This window comes from Acinetobacter sp. 24-47-47 (assembly GCF_057737035.1).
In genome coordinates this window covers 637,832-658,644 of record NZ_CM173216.1, presented here as the reverse complement: position 1 = coordinate 658,644, position 20,813 = coordinate 637,832, and the positions used below count along the sequence as shown (strand labels likewise).

Annotated in this window: 17 protein-coding genes; 4 read left to right on the top strand and 13 right to left on the bottom strand. The window is 42.2% G+C overall.

The window, feature by feature from the left end; genetic code table 11:
* Position 1 precedes the first annotated feature (1 nt).
* The 11 genes from nuoL to ndhC form a co-directional block, all read right to left on the bottom strand.
* Positions 2 to 1,897, bottom strand: a complete 1,896-nt coding sequence (gene nuoL / locus AC1M9E_RS03050; protein ID WP_488225010.1) for an NADH-quinone oxidoreductase subunit L — start codon at positions 1,895 to 1,897, stop codon at positions 2 to 4.
* Positions 1,894 to 2,202, bottom strand: coding sequence for an NADH-quinone oxidoreductase subunit NuoK (gene nuoK, locus AC1M9E_RS03045; protein WP_004695395.1), 309 nt, complete (start codon positions 2,200 to 2,202; stop codon positions 1,894 to 1,896). Before nuoK ends, nuoL begins: the two co-directional genes overlap by 4 nt.
* On the bottom strand, positions 2,202 to 2,720 hold the full coding sequence (gene nuoJ / locus AC1M9E_RS03040; RefSeq protein ID WP_171076777.1) for an NADH-quinone oxidoreductase subunit J: 519 nt from the start codon (positions 2,718 to 2,720) through the stop codon (positions 2,202 to 2,204). The genes nuoK and nuoJ overlap by 1 nt, the downstream gene beginning before the upstream one ends.
* Positions 2,720 to 3,262, bottom strand: coding sequence for an NADH-quinone oxidoreductase subunit NuoI (gene nuoI, locus AC1M9E_RS03035; protein ID WP_035267267.1), 543 nt, complete (start codon positions 3,260 to 3,262; stop codon positions 2,720 to 2,722). The genes nuoJ and nuoI overlap by 1 nt, the downstream gene beginning before the upstream one ends.
* A gap of 18 nt (positions 3,263 to 3,280) precedes the next feature.
* On the bottom strand, positions 3,281 to 4,291 hold the full coding sequence (gene nuoH / locus AC1M9E_RS03030) for an NADH-quinone oxidoreductase subunit NuoH (protein ID WP_035267266.1): 1,011 nt from the start codon (positions 4,289 to 4,291) through the stop codon (positions 3,281 to 3,283).
* 3 nt (positions 4,292 to 4,294) lie between these two features.
* A complete protein-coding gene (gene nuoG / locus AC1M9E_RS03025) occupies positions 4,295 to 6,973 on the bottom strand; it encodes an NADH-quinone oxidoreductase subunit NuoG (RefSeq protein WP_488225009.1) in 2,679 nt (892 codons plus the stop codon).
* A gap of 11 nt (positions 6,974 to 6,984) precedes the next feature.
* Positions 6,985 to 8,316 (bottom strand): NADH-quinone oxidoreductase subunit NuoF, encoded by a 1,332-nt coding sequence (nuoF, locus tag AC1M9E_RS03020; protein WP_035267262.1) that lies wholly within the window; start codon positions 8,314 to 8,316, stop codon positions 6,985 to 6,987.
* Positions 8,313 to 8,822, bottom strand: coding sequence for an NADH-quinone oxidoreductase subunit NuoE (gene nuoE, locus AC1M9E_RS03015; RefSeq protein WP_035267260.1), 510 nt, complete (start codon positions 8,820 to 8,822; stop codon positions 8,313 to 8,315). Before nuoE ends, nuoF begins: the two co-directional genes overlap by 4 nt.
* Positions 8,823 to 8,834: 12 nt before the next feature.
* Positions 8,835 to 10,622, bottom strand: coding sequence for an NADH-quinone oxidoreductase subunit C/D (gene nuoC, locus AC1M9E_RS03010; protein WP_035267259.1), 1,788 nt, complete (start codon positions 10,620 to 10,622; stop codon positions 8,835 to 8,837).
* Positions 10,623 to 10,710: 88 nt separating this feature from the next.
* Entirely contained in the window at positions 10,711 to 11,391 is a 681-nt protein-coding gene (locus tag AC1M9E_RS03005; protein WP_035267257.1) for a NuoB/complex I 20 kDa subunit family protein, read from the bottom strand.
* Between the two features lie 6 nt (positions 11,392 to 11,397).
* Positions 11,398 to 11,946 (bottom strand): NADH-quinone oxidoreductase subunit A, encoded by a 549-nt coding sequence (ndhC, locus tag AC1M9E_RS03000; protein ID WP_035267255.1) that lies wholly within the window; start codon positions 11,944 to 11,946, stop codon positions 11,398 to 11,400.
* A 468-nt stretch (positions 11,947 to 12,414) separates the two neighbouring features.
* Between ndhC and AC1M9E_RS02995 the strand changes: the two genes are divergently transcribed.
* Positions 12,415 to 12,771 (top strand): hypothetical protein, encoded by a 357-nt coding sequence (locus tag AC1M9E_RS02995; protein ID WP_488225008.1) that lies wholly within the window; start codon positions 12,415 to 12,417, stop codon positions 12,769 to 12,771.
* Between the two features lie 56 nt (positions 12,772 to 12,827).
* On the opposite strand, the gene bfmS is transcribed toward AC1M9E_RS02995, so the two are convergent.
* The gene (bfmS, locus tag AC1M9E_RS02990; protein ID WP_481593635.1) at positions 12,828 to 14,477 is read right to left on the bottom strand and encodes a sensor histidine kinase BfmS; all 1,650 of its coding nucleotides are present in this window, start codon (positions 14,475 to 14,477) and stop codon (positions 12,828 to 12,830) included.
* A 47-nt stretch (positions 14,478 to 14,524) separates the two neighbouring features.
* Positions 14,525 to 15,241 carry a response regulator transcription factor BfmR gene (gene bfmR / locus AC1M9E_RS02985; protein WP_035267251.1) on the bottom strand — a complete coding sequence of 239 codons (717 nt, stop codon included), beginning with the start codon at positions 15,239 to 15,241 and terminating at the stop codon, positions 14,525 to 14,527.
* A 603-nt stretch (positions 15,242 to 15,844) separates the two neighbouring features.
* Between bfmR and AC1M9E_RS02980 the strand changes: the two genes are divergently transcribed.
* The 3 genes from AC1M9E_RS02980 to AC1M9E_RS02970 all read left to right on the top strand — a co-directional run bounded on the left by AC1M9E_RS02980 (position 15,845) and on the right by AC1M9E_RS02970 (position 20,709).
* Positions 15,845 to 18,670, top strand: coding sequence for a ribonucleoside-diphosphate reductase subunit alpha (locus tag AC1M9E_RS02980; protein ID WP_481589064.1), 2,826 nt, complete (start codon positions 15,845 to 15,847; stop codon positions 18,668 to 18,670).
* A gap of 477 nt (positions 18,671 to 19,147) precedes the next feature.
* Positions 19,148 to 19,279, top strand: a complete 132-nt coding sequence (locus tag AC1M9E_RS02975) for a preprotein translocase subunit YajC (RefSeq protein WP_481587302.1) — start codon at positions 19,148 to 19,150, stop codon at positions 19,277 to 19,279.
* A 146-nt stretch (positions 19,280 to 19,425) separates the two neighbouring features.
* Positions 19,426 to 20,709 carry a ribonucleotide-diphosphate reductase subunit beta gene (locus AC1M9E_RS02970; protein WP_035267248.1) on the top strand — a complete coding sequence of 428 codons (1,284 nt, stop codon included), beginning with the start codon at positions 19,426 to 19,428 and terminating at the stop codon, positions 20,707 to 20,709.
* Positions 20,710 to 20,813 lie beyond the last annotated feature (104 nt).

Here is a 20,813-nt window from a genome sequence, read left to right as displayed (position 1 = left end):
CTTATTTCCCCACGATCTGAGTCACGATCAGAATCATGATAATCACCACGATACCGAACGCCATGCTCGATGCGTACTCACGCAAAGAACCTGTTTGACGTGAACTAGTGAAGCTATGACCACCTTTAACAATCGCTGGCAATACAAGCCATACGCCATCAATCGGGTCACGACCAATCATTTTTGCAATAAATAAGTAAGGTTTTACAAACACGAGGTCATATAACGCATCGAAACCAAGCGCATTACGACAGATATTTGCAAGTCCAGCACCCAATGAAGTGCGAGCAAAACCTTGAACTGCTTTATAAGCAAAAGCAAATAAGACAACACCAACCGCTAAACCAGCAAGTGCGATTGCAATAGCGACATATTCTGCACCATGCGCACCAGCTTCTAGCGCTTGAGGAATAACAAATGCAGGGATTTGTGCTGCATCAAGAATACTCATGACTGGCGCTTTAAGTACGATAGCCAAACCTGTAGAAAGGACAGCGAGAATCGCTAAAGGAGCCCAGTAAGTTGCACCTTTGATTTGGTGATAAGGCGTTTTCTCTTCGCCAAAGAACACAATCCAAATTAAACGGAAAGTATAGATTGATGTTAAGAATGCACCAGCAACACCGACCCAATACAATGTATTGAATACAGGTAAACCTGCGATATGACTTTGTGTCCACACAGCCGCCAAGATTGCGTCTTTTGAGAAGAAACCAATCGTTAAGAATGGAATCGCTGCTAAGGCACCTCCACCGATCGCGAAACAAGCAAATAAGAATTTATTACGCTTGAACAAACCACCCATTTTGAAAATGTTTTGTTCGTGATGGTATGCAAGAATCACCGCACCTGATGACAAGAACAACAACGCTTTGAAGAATGCGTGAGTGAGCATGTGGAACAAGCCTGCTTGGTATGCTTCAGCACCTACAGCCATAAACATGTAACCGAGCTGACTCATTGTAGAGTAAGCAAGAATACGTTTGATGTCTGTTTGAACCAGTGCAGCAAAACCTGCAACTAATAATGTTACCGCACCTGTGATTGAGATAAACACCATGACTTCTGGTGCCATTTCAAATACAGAGAACATACGGCAGCATAGGTAAACACCTGCTGTTACCATTGTTGCAGCATGGATTAATGCAGATACTGGTGTAGGACCCGCCATCGCGTCTGCTAACCATGTTTGTAATGGGATTTGCGCAGATTTACCTGCAGCACCCAAGAACAACATTAATGCAGTCCAAATGGTTAACGATGAGCTTTGTGTCATTACCACAGGCGCAGCAGCAACGATTTCAGCAATATTCAATGTTCCAAATTGTTGGAAAATTAAGAATAATGCGATGAGTAAGAAAACGTCACCAATACGTGTCACCGTGAATGCTTTAATTGCAGCAGCACCATTTGCTGGATTTTGGTAGTAATAACCAATCAGCAAGTATGAGCACAGACCAACACCTTCCCAACCTAAGAATAACAACGCAAGGTTGTCACCCAACACAAGCAATAACATGCTTGCTACGAATAAGTTGAAGTAAGAGAAGAAACGTGCAAAGTCTTCTTCACCACGCATATACCATGATGCAAAGATATGAATTAAGAAACCCACACCCGTAATCATGCCAAGCATAAGTAAAGATAAACCATCTAAGTGCAAGCTAATACCTGGCTCAAAACCACCCACACTGAACCAAGTCCAAAGGTGAGTCACTTGAGATGTTTCACCGCTGTTGATGAAATTCATACCAGCCAATAATGCACATAGTGCTGAAAGACCAACTGAACCCACACCAATAATGGCAGCTACAATTTCAGGAAGCTTATTACGCCCCGCCGCTAAAAGGATAAAACCAATGAGCGGAAATAATATGGTTAATGCTAATAAACTCATCCGCGCATCTCACTAGCAGCATCTACATCCAAATGATGGAAGCGATGATAGAACTGAAGGACGATCGCAAGCCCGATACACGCCTCTGCCGCAGCAAGCGTTAAGATCAAGATAAACATGATCTGACCATCTGGTTGCACCCATGCACTACCAGCAAGGACGAATGCAAGCGCTGCTGCATTCATCATGATCTCAAGGCTCATTAACATAAATAAAAGGTTGCGTCGCACCATTACACCGTAGAAACCGAGTGCAAAAAGAATGGTTGCAACAATCAAACCATGCTCTAAAGGGATATTACCCATTATTCTTTTTCCTCTTCTGCACTTGGTTCACGTTTGCCTAAGTGGAATGCAGCAACTAACGCAGCAAGCAATAACATTGCGGCAACTTCAACCAATAATAAATATTGTGTAAAGAGTGCTTGACCAACTTCTTTAGGGCCTACAACTTCTGTACCCATTAAAGGACCAGAAATGCTGTGCTCTGAAGTCATTGTCCAAACTAAAACCAGACCCATTAAAAAGCTCATCAATGCAGGGTAAGCCCAAGCATCTGATGTTAACCATTTACGTTCTTGTTCAACAGTTTGAGAACCAAGGTTCAACATCATCACAACGAAGACGAAAAGAACCATAATGGCACCAGCGTAAACAATAATCTCAAGTGCACCTGCAAATGGTGCACCAACGATCATGAACATACCAGCAACTGCAAGTAACGAAACGATTAAGCTTAAAAGTGCGTGTACTGGATTCGCATTAGTAACAACACGAACCGTAGAAACGATGGCCACAAGTGCCATCAAATAAAATGGCCACATCATGGTAATAAGCTCCGTACATCGACAGGTGCGCTTTCACGCTGAGCCTGACCTTTGTCTTTACCAGCTACAGCCATACCAGTTACACGGTAGAAGTTATAGTCTGGATATTTACCAGGACCAGAAATGAGCAAGTTTTCTTTCTCATAAACTAAGTCTTGACGAACGTATTCACTGAGTTCGAAATCAGGTGTCATCTGAATAGCAGTTGTAGGACATGCTTCTTCACACATACCGCAGAAAATACAACGAGAGAAGTTGATACGGAAAAATTCCGGATACCAACGACCATCTTCTTTTTCAGCTTTCTGTAATGAAATACAGCCAACAGGGCAAGCTACAGCACACAAGTTACAAGCTACACAACGCTCTTCACCATCTGGGTCACGTGTCAATACGATACGGCCACGGAATCGTGGTGGAACGATTTCTTCAGCTTTAACTTCAGGGTATAAAATAGTGTCACGTTTACGTGTTGCGTGGCTAAATACCATCCACAACGAACGTACAATTGACCCAAACCCAGCTAGAATTTTATACATAATGTTCTCCCTGCTGTCCTAGGCCTGATTCATCAGAATCACAGCACCAGTCACCAACAAGTTGACCAACGCTAAAGGCAAACAAATCTTCCAACCAAAGTTCATCACTTGGTCATAACGTGGACGCATTAATGAACCACGTGCCAAGACAAACATCATCACAAAGAATGCTGTTTTAATCATGAACCAAAATGCTGGAGGTAGGAAATCTAGACCAAATGGTGCTAACCAACCACCGAAGAATAAGGTTACGATCAAAGCTGAGATCAGGACAACGTTGACGTATTCCGCAACGAAGAACATCCCCCATTTCATACCACCATATTCGACATGGTAACCTTCCGCCAATTCTTGTTCCGCTTCTGGTTGGTCAAATGGGTGACGATGCGTTACCGCAACACCTGCAACCACGAAGATGAGGAAACCTAAGAATTGTGGAATGACAAACCATACATCTTTTTGAGCTTCTACGATTTCACGCATGTTGAATGAGCCTGCAATTGCAACCACACCCATCAAGGAAATACCTAAAAAGACCTCATAAGAGATCGTTTGAGCTGCTGAACGAAGACCACCGAGTAATGCATATTTATTGTTTGATGACCAACCACCAAATAAAACTGCATACACTGCAATACCCGCCATTGCCATAAAGAACAATAGACCGATACTCATGTCTGCAACACCTAAATAAGGTGATACAGGGATAACCATGAACGATAACACCGCAGTTGCCATTGCAACTGCTGGAGCTAAACGGAAAGTCAATTTATCTGCAAACTTTGGTGTCCAGTCTTCTTTGAACATGATTTTCAGCATGTCGGCAACAATCTGGAACATCCCCCCAGGACCTACACGGTTTGGACCGTAACGGTCTTGCCATAAGCCAAGTAAACGACGCTCAATGAAAGACATCAACGCAGCAATCAAAACTACAACGAGCAAGATCACAATCGCTTGAACTACAGAGTAGGCAATTGGCCAGTTCTCAGCCCAAAGCGGCGTTTGACGGATTAATTCTTGTTCCATGAATTATGCTCCTACCGCGACTGATACAGGCTCAGCTAACGATACCGTTGGCGCGAGACCAATTGGGTAACCAATATAACCTGTAGGTAAATATTCAATGACTTGAACAGGAAGAACGATCGAAGCCTCACCTGCTTTCACAGTAATGTTTTGGCCGTCTTTCACATTCAAGCGCGCTGCATCTTGCTCACCCACTGCAAATACCGCTTCTGGAATACGAGACTCCATTGCAGGTGTTTTCACTGTGAATTCACCAGAACCAAAAATATGATGCATTGGAACAAGGCGGAAACTCTCAGCATTTACAAGAACTGGTGCTGGTGCAACGTATGTGCGTGCTGGTAATTTCGCAAGGCGATCAAATAAACGAATACCTGAATCACCACCTTTTAAAGAACCGCCCACTGATTCTTGGAACTTATTCCAAGCTTGTGGCGAGTTCCAACCTGCTGACCATGCAAATGGAACTAACGCTGACGGCGTTTGGTTCCCGACATAACCTTCCATAGAGAATGTTAATGCAGAGTCTTGATCAGTTGGTTGTTTAGGCTCATGGACAGATAACGGCGCACGAAGTGAAGTACGACCAGAGTAACGACGTGGTTCACGTGCCACTTTAAGACCATGGACACGGAATCCTGCATCTGGTGCTACATCTTGAATCGCTTCAAGCGCAGGTACATTCTTGGCAACTGATTCGATGACATCATCAAGCACAGTCCAAGAAATTGCTTTGCCTTTCACGCCAGTTTCAATGGCATGTAACCAACGCCAAGATTCTTTGATCGCAAGTTCTGGTTTGTAGTAACTTGGGTCATATACTTGATAGAAACGTTGTGCACGGCCTTCTTGAGATACCACAGTACCGTCACCTTCAGCAAAGCTCGCTGCAGAAAGAACGATATTCGCTTTTTTCACCGTTTCAGTTTCTGAATGGTCAAGCACGATCACGTCTTTACCAGACAAAGCAGCATCTACTTGCACTGCAGGTAAACGACGATAAAGGTCGTTTTCTACAATCACGACAGTGTCATAGTCTTGTGCAAATGCTTGCTCAAGGCTGTTACCGCCAAAGATTGCTAAGCCCATTGAGTTCACTTCAGGAACAGTCAAAGTTAGACCCGCATTACCCAGATTCTGTGCAACTTGTGCAGCAGCTTCCATAATTGCAGCTTCTTGCAAGCTTGTACCAGAGATAATCAATGGTTTTTTTGCAGCTTTTAAAGTGTCAGCAATGGTTTGAGCAAATGCTTTTGCATCTTCTTCTAAACCGGTAATACTTTCACCTTTCACCGCCGCAGCAACAGCAAAACCTAAACGTGCGATATCATTTGGAGAAGCAACGACTTCACCAGTAGCTACGTCAGATAAACGTGTTTGAGTCGCAGCCAAGATATAAATTGGTGATTTTTCGTCTTGAGCAATACGTTGTACTGGCTCAGCCAACCATTCTTGTGTACGGCGTTCTGCAGCCATTTCTTTGGCTTTGTTTTTCGCAGCTTGACGTACAGACAATGCCATACGTGGTGCAGTTTGAGTTAAATCTTCACCGAGAATTAAGACAGCATCGTAACTTTCAATTTCACGCATACCTGGGTTATATACACCCTCGGTTTGCATAATTGATGCAGCAAGTTCAACCAAGTTTTGCTCTTTTTGAGACATACCTGTTGAATAGTTTGCTTGTCCAACCAATTCACGAAGCGCAAAGTTAGACTCAAGAGATGCACGTGGAGAACCAATACCCAATACTTTTTTGCCTTGGATTTTCTCAATCACGGTGTCTAACGCTGTATCAACTGAAACAGTCTCTACATTGCTACCTGAACGGAATTGCGGTTGACGTGGACGGTCTTCACGGTTCACATAACCCGTACCGAAACGGCCTTTATCGCACAGGAAGTATTGGTTGACTTCACCGTTAAAACGGTTTTCTACACGGCGTAATTCACCATAACGCTCACCCGGAGAGATGTTACAACCTGAAGAACAGCCTTGGCAGACGCTTGGCGCATACTGCATGTCCCATTTACGGTTATAACGTGCAGAGTGTGTTTTGTCTGTGAATACGCCCGTCGGACATACTTCAGTTAAGTTACCCGAGAACTCAGACTCTAAAGTACCTGATTCTGGACGACCAAAATAAACACGTGAAGCGTTTGCATACACACCGAAGTCTGTACCACCTGCGTAGTCTTTATAGTAACGAACACAACGGTAACATGCGATACAACGGTTCATCTCGTGTGCAATGAACGAACCAAGTTCTTGGTTGTAATGCGTACGTTTCGTGAAACGGTAACGACGACGGTCATGTTGTGTCATCACAGTCATATCTTGGAGGTGACAGTGACCACCTTCCTCACAGACTGGACAGTCATGTGGGTGGTTCGTCATCAAGAATTCAACAATAGACGCACGGAAATCTTTTGCTTCTTTGTCTTCAATCGAGATGTAGGTATTGTCAGCTGCAGGTGTCATACATGACATAACTAAACGACCGCGAGTATCTTCTGGATTCGCGTATTGAGTTACAGCACATTGACGGCAAGAACCGACAGAACCTAAGGATGGATGCCAACAAAAGTACGGGATATCAATACCCAAAGACAAGCATGCTTGTAGCAAGTTCTCTGAGCCATTGACTTCATACGATTTGCCATCGACATGAATTGTAGCCATAGTCGAATTCCTTAAGCTTGTTCTACGTTGCTAACTTGAGCAGCGGCATTCACCACTTTCGCTTCAAATTCGCCACGGAAATATTTGAGTGCACCCATGAGTGGTTCCATAGCACCAGGAGCGTGAGCACAGAAAGTCTTACCAATCCAAAGCTTACGTGTAAGCTCTTGCAAATGATCGATGTCTTCTTTCTTGCCTGTACCATCTTCAAGTGCTTTAAGCGCTTTCACCGCCCAAGGTAAACCATCACGACATGGTGTACAGAAACCACATGATTCACGCGCAAAGAATTCTTCTAAGTTACGTGTTGCTGAAACCATACATTGAGTTTCATCAACCACCATGAGCAAACACGTACCTAAACGCGAACCTGCTTTCATGATGCTTTCCGCATCCATTGGAAGATCGATGTGTTCAGCTGCTAAAAAGTCAGTTGATGCACCACCTGGTAACCATGCTTTAAGCTTTAAGCCATCACGCATACCACCCGCATGTTCTTCAATCACTTCACGTGCAGTTGTACCGAATGGAAGCTCCCAAAGACCAGGGAATTTCACTTTACCTGATGCACCATAAATTTTAGTGCCTGGATCTTTCGACTTACCTGCAGATAAATTGATATACCACTCAGGACCACGCAGCATAATTGCAGGTAAGTTATTGTAAGTCTCTACGTTGTTCACAATCGTAGGACGACCCCAAGCACCTGCAACTTGTGGGAATGGTGGTTTTGTACGAGGATTTGCACGGCGACCTTCAAGCGAGTTGATCAATGCAGTTTCTTCACCACAGATATAACGACCCGCACCAGTGTGCACATGTAGTTCAAAGTTCCAGCCAGAACCAAGGATGTTTTCACCCAAGTAACCTTTGGCACGAATTTGCTCTAAAGCTTGGTTCAAATACTTCGCAGCTTCGATGTATTCACCACGGATAAAAATATAACCATGGGTTGCTTCAAGTGTATAACCTGCAATTAACATCCCTTCGATCAATTGATGAGGAAGCTTTTCCATCAACAAACGGTCTTTGAATGTACCTGGTTCCATCTCATCGGCATTACAAATCAAGTAACGAGGACCTGAATTGTCATTTGGCGCCATGAGCGACCATTTAATCCCTGCAGGGAAACCAGCACCACCACGACCTTTCACAGTCGCTGCTTTAATGATTTCCAATACATCTTTAGGCGGCATTGTGAGTGCTTTCTTGAAACCCTCATACCCTTCAAGAGATTCATAGTCTTCTACACTATGAACAAATTCTTGCTTGCTCAAACGCCATGTTAATGGGTGAGTTTCTGGGTTACCGTCGCCATAAATCGGTTTTGGTTCAGTATTCATACATACTTCTCCAATAACTGTTTCACTGAAGAAACTTCTACTAGACCGTGAGTATCTTCATTAATCATCAAGGTTGGACCCTTATCACAGTTTCCTAAACAGCAAATCGGGAGCAAAGTAAAACGACCATCAGCAGTCGTTTGACCAAATGAAATCCCGAGTTCGCGTTGGAATGCTTCTGCTAAAGTTTCTGCACCCATCAAGAAGCAAGCTATAGAATCACAAAGCAAAATTACGTTGCGACCTACTGGCTGGCGGTAAATACGGTTATAGAATGTTGCCACACCTTCCAAATCAGCAAGGCTCATTGACAACATCTGCGCAATCGCATTCATTTGCGCATCATCCACCCAACCATTACGACGTTGAACGCATTTAAGCGCATCTAAACATGCCGCACGTGGGTATGGGTAATGACCAATGTGATGCTCGATTTCGTGGATTTCTTCCGCAGTTAAAATCCCTTCGACATTCACACGTGGCTTTTTATCAGTCAAAATCATCATAATGCGTACCCCTTAGCGATCCACGTCAGCCATTACGACATCAATCGTCGCTAAATAAATGATTAAGTCAGATACAAGACTGCCGTTAATTACAGAAGGAATTTGCTGTAAGTGCGTGAAGGTTGGTGTACGAATACGGGTACGGTAACTCATCGTTGACTTGTCTGAAGTCAAGTAGTAGTTCGATGCACCTTTTACCACTTCCGCCATAACAGATGCTTCACCTGCTGGCATGACAGGACCCCATGACACGCTTAAGAAGTGCGTAATCAAAGTTTCAATGTCTTGTAGTGTCTTATCTTTCGGTGGTGGAACAGCCAATGGGTGATCCGCTTTATAAGGACCAGATGGCATGTTATCCAAGCACTGCTTGATGATTTTTAAAGATTGTTCGATTTCACGGTAGTGAACGATCACACGTGCATATGCATCGCCTTCGTATTCTACAGGCACTTCGAAGTCGTAATTTTCATAACCGCTATATGGACGATATTTACGTACGTCAAAATCAATACCTGTTGCACGTAAACCTGTACCTGTTACACCCCATGCCAATGCAGATTTTGCATCGTATTGCGCAACATTACGGGTACGACCTTCAAATACCGAGTTTTTAAGTGCTGCAGTATGATATTCCTTCAAACGTTTAGGCATCCAATCCAAAATTTCACGGATCAAATGTTGCCAGTTGTTTGGAAGATCGTGTGCAGTACCACCGATACGGAACCATGCTGGGTGCATACGGTAACCAGTGATTGCTTCAATCGCGTCATAGATCTTTTGACGATCGGCGAACATATAGAATACTGGGGTCATACCGCCGGCATCCTGAATCGCTGTACCGATATAAAGCAAGTGGTTATTAATACGGAATAGTTCCGACATCATGACACGAATACATTGCGCACGTTCTGGCACAGTGATCCCTGCCATCTGCTCCACACCCATCACATAAGGCATGTTTTGCGCACAACCACCTAAGTAGTCAACACGGTCAGTATACGGAATGAATGAATGCCAAGTTTGACGTTCAGCCATCTTTTCCACACCACGGTGGTGATAACCGATATCAGGCACACAGTCTTTCACTTCTTCGCCATCTAACTGCAAGATCACACGGAATGCACCATGCGCAGATGGATGGTTAGGACCCAAGTTCAAGAACATGAAGTCTTCATCAGCATTACCGCGTTTTAGACCCCAATCTTCAGGTACAAAACGTAAATGCTCTTGTTCGAAATCTTGTTTCGCTTGGTTCTGACGATAAGGTGTGTATTCAGTCGCACGTGCAGAATATTCTTTACGCAACGGATGACCTTCCCAATACGTTGGCAATAAAATACGACGGAGCATTGGATGCCCTTCGAAGTTAATGCCGAACATATCGTAAGCTTCACGTTCGTACCAGTTGGCATTTGGCCAAATGTTGGTTGCTGTTGGAATATTGAGATCAGACTCATTCAACGCAACTTTAATACGAATATCCGTATTACGCTCTAGTGACAACAAGTGATAGAACACAGTGAAGTCAGACGCAGGTAACCCATCGCGGTGAGTACGTAAACGCTCATCTACCGCTGACAAGTCAAACAACATCACGTAAGGACGTGACACTGTACGCAAGAACATTAATACGTCTTGTACACGTGAGCGCTCAACCCAGACTGTTGGAAAGTCTTCAAAAGTCGTTTGCACGTAGAAATTCTCACCAAACTTGGTTTTGAGCTCTTCTACAATTGCAAATGCTGGGCGTGAATCAACTGGAGTTGATTCTGGCATAGCAATGTCAGTTTCAGCCATTGGCTTGGCTTCCTATTTAATACAAATTCATTCAACCAAAACGACAATTACACCCAAGCGGGTGCATCAATATTATTTGTCGTTAAGATTATTTAATTTCATCCATAGAGCGTAAGTGTTTTACTGCAATACGTTCAGCATTCTTACGGTCACGTTCAGGCTGCATCTTTGGCTTATAAACTGGCTTAAGATCATCACCGATCACCGCAGAAAGCGGACGACGCTCTAATTGAATTTGGTCTTGCAATAACATCAACGCTTGGATTAATGCTTCAGGACGCGGTGGGCAACCTGGAATATACACATCCACTGGAATGATTTTATCAACACCTTGTACAACCGAGTAAATGTCATACATACCGCCAGAGTTTGCGCATGCACCCATTGAGATCACCCATTTAGGTTCTAACATTTGCTCATAAAGGCGTTGAATTACAGGTGCCATCTTGACGAAGCATGTACCCGCAACAATCATCAAGTCCGCTTGACGTGGTGAAGCACGAATTACTTCGGCACCAAAACGTGACAAGTCATGCACGCCTGTTAAAGTCGTTGCATACTCTACGTAGCAGCAAGATGTACCAAAGTTGAACGGCCAAACTGAGTTTTTACGACCCCAGTTTACTGCTGTATGCGCCAAATCCTCTAAACGAGTCATGAACACATTCTTATTCACTTCTTCTTGTAGAAGCGGATCTTCTACAACGATACGCTCTTGAAGTGGATACTGATCAGCATCCGGATTCGCACGGGTTAATGTATATTTCATCCCGTATTACTCCTTATCAGATGATGTAGTCGTTGGCGAAGCTTTTACACGACCAGATGATTGCGCTGGAATTTGACCTGTAGGGTCAACCACCAACTCCTCAATTGAGTTGAAGCGAGTAATTTCTGCGAGATCCATATTTGGCGAACCAATTTTAGGTTTAATCCCTGCTGCTTTACGCTTATCAGATGGCGCCCAATTTAATGCACCAGTAGACAACTCATAAATCAAGCCAACGAGTAAAACTAAAATAAATACAGCTGCTGCTGCAAAACCGATCCAACCCACTTCACGAACTGACGCAGCCCATGCATAGAGATAGAGCGCTTCTAAGTCAAACACAACGAAGAAGATTGCAACCAAATAGAATTTTGCAGATAGACGAATTCGTGCTCCACCAGCACTAACTACGCCTGACTCGAACTGCTCTTGCTTAGCACGTCCCCACGATTTACCCCCTAGGAGTAGCGGGACAGTGAGCATAAAGACGCATAAAAATGTAACGCCGATCACGAAGGCAATTATTGCCCAATCGTATGGAGTAATGGCACTCATGCGGGGATAACTCCTGGCAGGCCTATTTATTAACAAAGAATGTATGTATTGGCCTTCAAATACACCAAACACAAAATTAATCCCGCCAATTGTACCTGATTTATGATTTCTGTTGCTAGCCAATCCCTCTAAGTCTTTAGGATGAATTTTGCCCTTTTTCCAGATTTCATGGTGATTAAAGTCAATAAAACCTTATTTAATCGTAGAAAGTTATCAAGGTGATACAACTGATTATTTTTTCCGAATAATCATTCAAAAAATTCAAGAGGCGTCAATCCACACACTATCACTTTTTTAGTTTTACCATTCGTGTTAGGTCAGCTTTTTTGCACCAATATGGCTCAATTATTTTTGATTTATTCTATTTTAAAAGTTTTAAATTTTAATTGCTTACAATGTTTTAATTAACTTTATACAAATCGTGCTGATTTTCGTTATATGCTCAATTAAATAATAAGGAGAAGATCTATGAGTCTAGAATTCACACACAAACCTAACTATTTTTTATTTGCTCAGTTGATCGTCCATCATTTAGACAGCTATATCAAAAAACATCCTGATGCAACGAATGCTATTTTTGATTTACGCGATATTTATCAAATTTTCCGCCAAGACCTCGCCTCTACAACCACTAATCTTGATGCTATTCTCAACATCGCAGATGAATATACAGTTGAGACCATTCACGGCGATCAAAAACTGATTAGCAATTATCATGTTGATGCAATCAATAACAGTTTACTGATCGATTTCAATGCCGATGCCTTAAATGCACTTAAGGAAGGAAAACGCATCATTGAACCGAATGCCAATAATTACCAATAAAAGGCAATATAAATTATAAGAAAAGCGCTTAATCGCGCTTTTTTTTAATTCTCGCTTTACTCTGATGTTTGACTGGTTTGAACAATCTTCTTCTTTTTAAATCTTTTAGCTGGCCATTGCATAGTAAATCGTGCACCGCCCATTTTAGGACTTTGATCCACTTGAATCGTACCACCAAACCAATAGGCGATTCGGCTTACAATAGATAAGCCCAAACCATATCCACCTGAGGCACGTGTACGACTATCATCCAAGCGAGCAAAAGCTTCAAACACTCGCTTACGATCCTCTTCTGGAATCCCTGGACCATCATCTTCAACTGAAATATAGGCCATTCCCTGAGCATCAATTCCACCAGTGATCAGCACTGTATCATCGCAGTACCGGATCGCATTTCCGACTAAGTTTTGTACTACACGATGCAAATAACGGCGTTCCGCATCCACCACCAAAGCTTGTGATGGCAAGTGTAATTGAATATTTTTATTGGTTTTTAATGCTTTAGTTTCAATAGCGACTTGCTCAAGCACTTCGTATAGTCGAATTTCCTCAAAATCAATAGAGGGCATGCCTTGCTCAAGTTTAGCATAGGTCATAATTTCATCAATGAGCGTGTTTAAAGCCTCAATGTCTTTATCAATCATTTCTACTTGTTGCTGACGATACTCATAATCCTCTTCATCAACCAACATTTCCATACCAAAGCGAATACGTGCGACTGGCGTTCGCAGCTCATGTGATACAGCTCTCATTAACTCTCGCTGAGCTTCGATCAAACGCTGTATATGATCTGACATACTGTTATAGCTGGCTGCCAAATGTGCTAACTCATCATATCCTTCGACAGGAACGCGAACGGACATATCCCCTTTTTGCATAACATTTAAGGCTGAGTTAACTTGCTTCAACTTGCGTTGCATTGGGACAATCAGACCATACACACCAAGCGACAAAATAAACATACTCAGCAAAGTAATCCCTGCCGCCAATTGGAATGGCATCCAATTGAACATTGGCACTGGTCCCATCACCAATACGTCACCAGACGAATTCGTCATTGGAGAAATGACAGAAATCGTAGTACCACGAATGCTAGCGCTATCCTGATACAGGATAACCCCTTGATCCGCACGTAAACGACCAATTTGCTCGGAATCTAAATTGAGATCAGAAAGATTTTGAATGCTTAAATCATAAGAAAAGTGTTGCTTAATTTTTGCAAGATATTCCCTTTCCTGCCCTGGATAATAAACCAAGTATTCCCATACAAAGATTGGCAAGGCCTTCATTTGACGCTCACCAATATTATCCACTTTCACATAAAGTAAATGCTCAGGGTCATCTATTAAACCAATAATGACATAAGCAATACTTTCTTTGGCGTCATACCGCACCACTGCTTTGCGCTTTTCTAAACGATATTTTTCGGTGCGTGAAAGTTCGACTTTATCAGATTCTAGATAATAGATTGGAAGTTCGAGCAAATCAGATGCATCTGATATCCAATCCATTCTTTGTTGCATGGTTTGTTGTCTTGAAACACCCTCGCTAATGACGTACGAAATCCCATCAGTCAATGACTCACGGTATTCCTGCGCGCGTTGATAGTTGATGATTTGCACAAGCAAATAACCAAATATGGCAACCAGCACCACCAAAATGACGAGACCTGCGTAGATACGCAGGAATATACTGTGTTTAGACACTAAGGTATGACCTTCTGAGGAGTGAGGGCATTACCGCGGGGATGTGATTACATCCCGTTGGTTTCTTTAACGAATAAATATCCTTTACTACGCACGGTTTTAATACGTTTAGGATTTTCAGGATCATCACCAATTTTTGGACGGATACGAGAAATACGAACATCAATTGAGCGGTCTTGACCATCATATTCAATACCACGTAGACGCTCAAAAATGTCTTCACGTGAAAGGATACGACCAGCATTAGATGCCAACAACCATAATAAGTCATATTCTGCACTTGTGAAATCTACAAGCTCACCGTTTAAGGTTACAGAACGACCACCATTATCAATCACTAAATCATCAAATTCGATACGTTGAGCAACTTCATCCTCTGGTGTTTTGTCTGTACGACGAAGCAAAGCACGAATACGCGCTAATAGAACGCGTGGCTGAACTGGTTTCGCAACATAATCGTCTGCACCCATTTCAAGACCCAATACTTGATCCATGTCTTCAGTACGAGCAGTCAACATTAAAATCGGTTGATGATAATGTGGACGAACCTCACGACAAACAGTTAGACCATCAGCACCAGGAAGCATAACATCCAGCACCACCATATCCGGTTGCTCTGCGATAATACGACGGATTGCACGATTACCGTCTGGTTCTACCCCAACTTCTAATCCATTACGAATTAAATACTCTTGCGTTAAACGCGCAAGACGCTCGTCATCTTCAACGATCAAAATCTTTGGTAACTTTTCTTCTTGGCTCATAGAATGCCCCTATATTGTTACGATATCTGCTGATTAAACTTCACAGATTTACATCGATATGTTTTGCAATATACACACGTTTACATTGTAAACAAGAGCCTGTTCACGAAACTGATACACGAGCGTAGTCTTTTGTTATCTTTTTATTAACTATTGATAAATAGATAGTTTTGCCAAGTCGATCAATATTTTCAATCAACTTTAAACTTTCAAACACAAATCAATTTGATGATATTTTAAACAAAATATTTCAAAAAAATTATTTTCGAGAAGCAATTTGCACTTTCAGAGTTATCCACAAACTTATCTATAAGCACTCTAAAAAGTCTCTGTTATGCTTAGCACCCTGTGACGCTGACTACATAACAAAATGGCTGAACATGGAAAAAGTATAGGGAAATTTGAGTGTTAAACTCAGAAAAAAAATTATCAAAATGTCAATATTGATCTACCCTGAAATTTACCGTATCTTGTGTCTTAATTTACATTAAACCACTAAGTCTTGTGTTTACCCTCAAATATCGCGATAGCTCATTTTTTGAGTTTGTATCCGATTCAAATGGTCCATAAGCATAAAAATGATGAGAATGGAGCGACGCTGAAATGAGCGCTAATACAACCCCTGGTCAACTTCAAGTGATTAAACGCACTGGTGATGTTGCCACTTTTGATGCAGATAAAATCTCTGTAGCAATTGGTAAAGCATTTTTGGCTGTTGAAGGTCAACCAAGTGCAGATTCGAGCAGAATTCACGATCGTATTACTCAGCTGACTGAGATGGTGATGAACACGTTTAAGCGTCGTTTACCTTCAGGTGGCACGATTCATATTGAAGAAATTCAAGATCAAGTTGAATTAGCTTTAATGCGCACAGGTGAACAAAAAGTGGCACGTGCATACGTGATCTATCGTGAACAACGTGCTGAAGCGCGTAAAGAGTTAGGTGCTCATCATCACCCTACTCTTCAGATCACAGGTCAAAATGGTCAGCTCCAACCATTAGATTTGAGTCGTTTACAAGCGAAGATTGAAAAAGCTAGCGAAGGCTTAGAAGGCATTGATGTTCAAGCAATCATCGATGAAACTGTAAAAAACCTATACAACGGTGTTAAAGCATCAGACATCTCTACAACGATGATGATGGCGACACGTACACGTATTGAACAAGAACCAAACTATACGTACGTCACTGCACGTTTATTGCGTGATAACTTAGTTGCAACAGGTCTTGAGTTTCTTGGTCTATCTAAAGACACGCTTGAAAATGATGCGCTTGAAACCTTCTTGAAAAAAGGTGTTGAGCTAGAGCTTCTTTCTCCAGAATTATTAAATTTTGATCTTGTAAAATTAGCGGCTGCGATTAAACCTGAACGCTCTAATCAATTTACATATTTAGGCCTTCAAACATTATTTGATCGTTACTTCATCCACTCTGATGGCGTACGTTTCGAATTACCACAATTATTCTTTATGCGTGTTTCTATGGGCTTGTCGCTCAATGAAGACAACCGTGAAGATCGTGCAATCGAATTCTATAACTTACTTTCTAGCTTCGATTACATGGCATCTACGCCGACTCTATTTAACTCAGGTACATTACGTCCTCAGTTATCAAGCTGTTATTTAACAACGATTGATGACGACTTGTTCGATATTTATGGCGCTATGCGTGATAACGCAATGTTGTCTAAATGGGCAGGCGGTTTAGGTAATGACTGGACACCAGTTCGTGCCTTGAACTCATACATCAAAGGTACTAACGGTAAATCGCAAGGTGTTGTTCCATTCCTTAAAGTAGCGAACGATACAGCTGTTGCAGTTAACCAAGGTGGTAAGCGTAAAGGTGCGGTATGTGCATATCTTGAAACTTGGCACTTGGATATCGAAGAATTCCTAGAGCTTCGTAAAAACACGGGTGATGACCGCCGTCGTACACACGATATGAACACTGCAAACTGGGTTCCAGATTTGTTCATGCAACGTGTATTTGAAGATGCTGAATGGACACTATTCACCCCGTCTGAAACACCAGATCTTCACGATTTAACGGGTGCTGAATTCGCAGAACGTTATGCTTACTACGAAAGCATTGCGAAAGAAACAGACATGCTTCATAAGAAAGTCCGTGCGAAAGACTTATGGCGCAAAATGTTATCAATGTTATTTGAAACAGGTCACCCGTGGATCACATTTAAAGACGTATGTAACTTACGTTCACCGCAACAACACGTAGGTGTGGTGCACTCTTCTAACTTGTGTACTGAAATTACGTTGAACACAAGCAAGGATGAAATTGCGGTATGTAACTTAGGTTCAATCAACCTTGTTCAACACGTTCAAGGTGGTCAATTAGACCGTGAGAAACTTGCTCGCACGATTAAAACTGCAGTTCGTATGCTCGATAACGTCATCGACATTAACTACTATGCAGTTCCACAAGCGCGTAATTCAAACTTGAAACACCGTCCAGTGGGTATGGGTATCATGGGCTTCCAAGATGCACTATACGAAATGAAGATTGCTTACGGTTCTGATGCTGCGGTTGAGTTTGCAGATGAGTCTATGGAAGTGATTTCTTACTACGCGATTCAAACTTCAAGCGATTTGGCGGTTGAACGTGGTACGTATGAAACATTTAAAGGCTCATTGTGGGATCAAGGTATTTTACCAATTGACTCTCTTGAGCTCGTTGCGAAATCTCGCCCAGAACGTATGTTTGAAGTCGATCGTACACAACGTTTGGATTGGGACACGTTACGTGCCAAAGTCCAAAAAGATGGTATGCGTAACTCGAATGTGATGGCCATTGCACCAACTGCAACCATTTCAAATATTTGTGGTGTATCTCAATCTATTGAGCCAACATTCCAAAACTTATATGTGAAATCGAACTTGTCTGGTGAGTTCACTGTCATCAACCCTTACCTCGTTCGTGCATTAAAAGAACGTGGTCTTTGGGATTCTGTGATGGTCAATGATCTAAAACATTTCGAAGGTTCAGTACAAAAAATTGCGCGTATTCCTGAAGAGTTAAAAGCAATTTTCGCGACAGCATTTGAAGTTGAAGCACGCTGGATTGTTGATGCTGCATCACGTCGTCAAAAATGGATCGACCAAGCACAATCTCTTAACCTTTACATCTCTGGTGCAAACGGTAAGAAATTGGACATCACATATAAGATGGCATGGTTACGTGGTCTTAAGACGACTTATTACCTTCGTGCATTAGGTGCGACATCTGCTGAGAAATCTACGATTAACACAGGTGCATTAAACGCAGTTAAACCTGCGACAGTTGCAGCACCAGTAGCAGCAGTTGCTCAAGAAGCTAAACCTGAAGCAGCAGCGTCAGAAGAAGGCTTCGAACAAGCAGCGCCAGTGCCAATGGCATGTTCAATTGACAATCCTGATTGCGAGGCTTGTCAGTAATCTGACAGTTTTTAAATCCTCCCCGACCCTTTTAATAAAGGAGGGAGATTCCTCGAAGCAAATGGCGGGATACATGTCCCCCTTTGCAAAAGGGGGACTTAGGGGGATTAAAAAAATTTAGGCAATAAAAAAGCCCTCTACAGGCCGATCAAAACTCGTAGAAGGCTTTTCAATCTCGATGTGATATCAAAATGGTCACAAAGAGGCTGGCATACCAATGCGAGATAGATTGTAGCACTGAAAACTATCTCGAGCCAGTACAAGTCATTTTCTTTGAGAAAGGAGGAATAGACTATGTCTAAGCGCGTGATTTATAAAAGTGCCATTGATGGTCGCTTCGTGACTAAAGCTTATGCTTTAGCTCATCCAAAAACGACGATTAAACAAATTCTTAAAATCAAGTAATTATTTTGAGAGTTTAACGTGGATTTCTAGATTATTCCGGAAGTCCACTATTTAGAAATGAAGGAAACCACCATGCACCATATGACGCATAACTATATGTTAGGACTTGCTGTATTGGTCTTTGCCTTTATTTTCTTTTACACGCCGATGGTCTATGCATTTTTAGCCATTCGCAAACAACAGAAGCGTAAGCAAAATAAGTAGTGCGGAAATTCAATCTACTCAAACGAACAAATTGAGTACATTCATCGGCAAAACTTAATTTTGCTTACACAATATAAGCGTATAGTAGGATGTCTCACGTTGAGATGTCTGAATAAAAAGATATAAGCAACGTAGAGAGAATTGATATGTCTATCCTCAGTTGGGACGATTTCGAAGATGATGAACCGAAACAAACTGCACAAGCACAGCAGTCTGCGCCCATCGAACCGCAAAAAGCGCCTAATCCACAAGTGGTATCTGATGCACGCAACGAACCGACGCGTGTGGCAGCTGCACAACCCGCTCGAACCAGTTCAAACGGAACAACAAATTCAGCCGATCCGTTGGCAAGAGCATCTAACGCCTTAGAACATTTGGACGTTGCTCCAGGTCTTGAAGAGTTAGAAATGGGCGCTCAACGTGTTCAAGTTGATGATAAAGCAATGATCAACTGTCGCGCTGACTTGAACCAACTTGTTCCATTCAAATACGAATGGGCTTGGCAAAAATATCTCGATGGTTGTGCAAACCACTGGATGCCACAAGAAGTTAACATGAACCACGATATCGCACTTTGGAAGTCAGAAGATGGCTTAACTGAAGATGAGCGTACCATCGTGATGCGTTCTTTAGGCTTCTTCTCTACTGCCGATTCGTTGGTTGCAAATAATTTGGTTCTTGCGATTTACCGACACATTACTAACCCTGAATGCCGTCAGTACATCTTGCGTCAATCATTTGAAGAAGCGATTCACACGCATGCTTACCAATACTGCATCGAATCTTTAGGTATGGATGAAGGCGAAGTCTTCAACATGTACCGCGAAGTTCCATCAGTTGCGCGTAAAGCTGCATGGGGCTTGAAGTACACTCAAGAATTAAGTGATCCAACATTCAAAACAGGCACACCTGAAACAGATCAAATCTTGCTTCGCAACTTGATCGCATTCTACTGTGTTCTTGAAGGTATTTTCTTCTACTGTGGTTTCTCTCAAATCTTGTCAATGGGTCGTCGTAACAAGATGAATGGTGTTGCTGAGCAATTCCAGTACATCTTACGTGATGAGTCAATGCACTTGAACTTTGGTATCGATATGATTAACCAAATCAAGATTGAGAACCCACATTTGTGGACTGCTGAGTTCCAAGAAGAAATCATTCAAATGATTCTTGAAGGTACGATGCTTGAAATCGAATATGCACGTGACACAATGCCACGCGGTGTATTAGGTATGAATGCTGCAATGATGGAAGAATACTTGAAGTTCATCGCAAATCGTCGTTTAGCTCAATTAGGTTTACCTGAGCAATTTGCTGGTGTGAACAATCCATTCCAGTGGATGTCAGAAATGATGGACTTACGTAAAGAGAAGAATTTCTTCGAAACTCGCGTAACAGACTATCAAACTGGTGGTGCGTTAAGCTGGTAATAGATCACGTTATTGTATCTAAAAATAAAAGAGCCTTATATGGCTCTTTTATTTTTTTTACTCAAGCAGGTTTAGTATGTTCAAGAATAAAAAAATAAAATAGC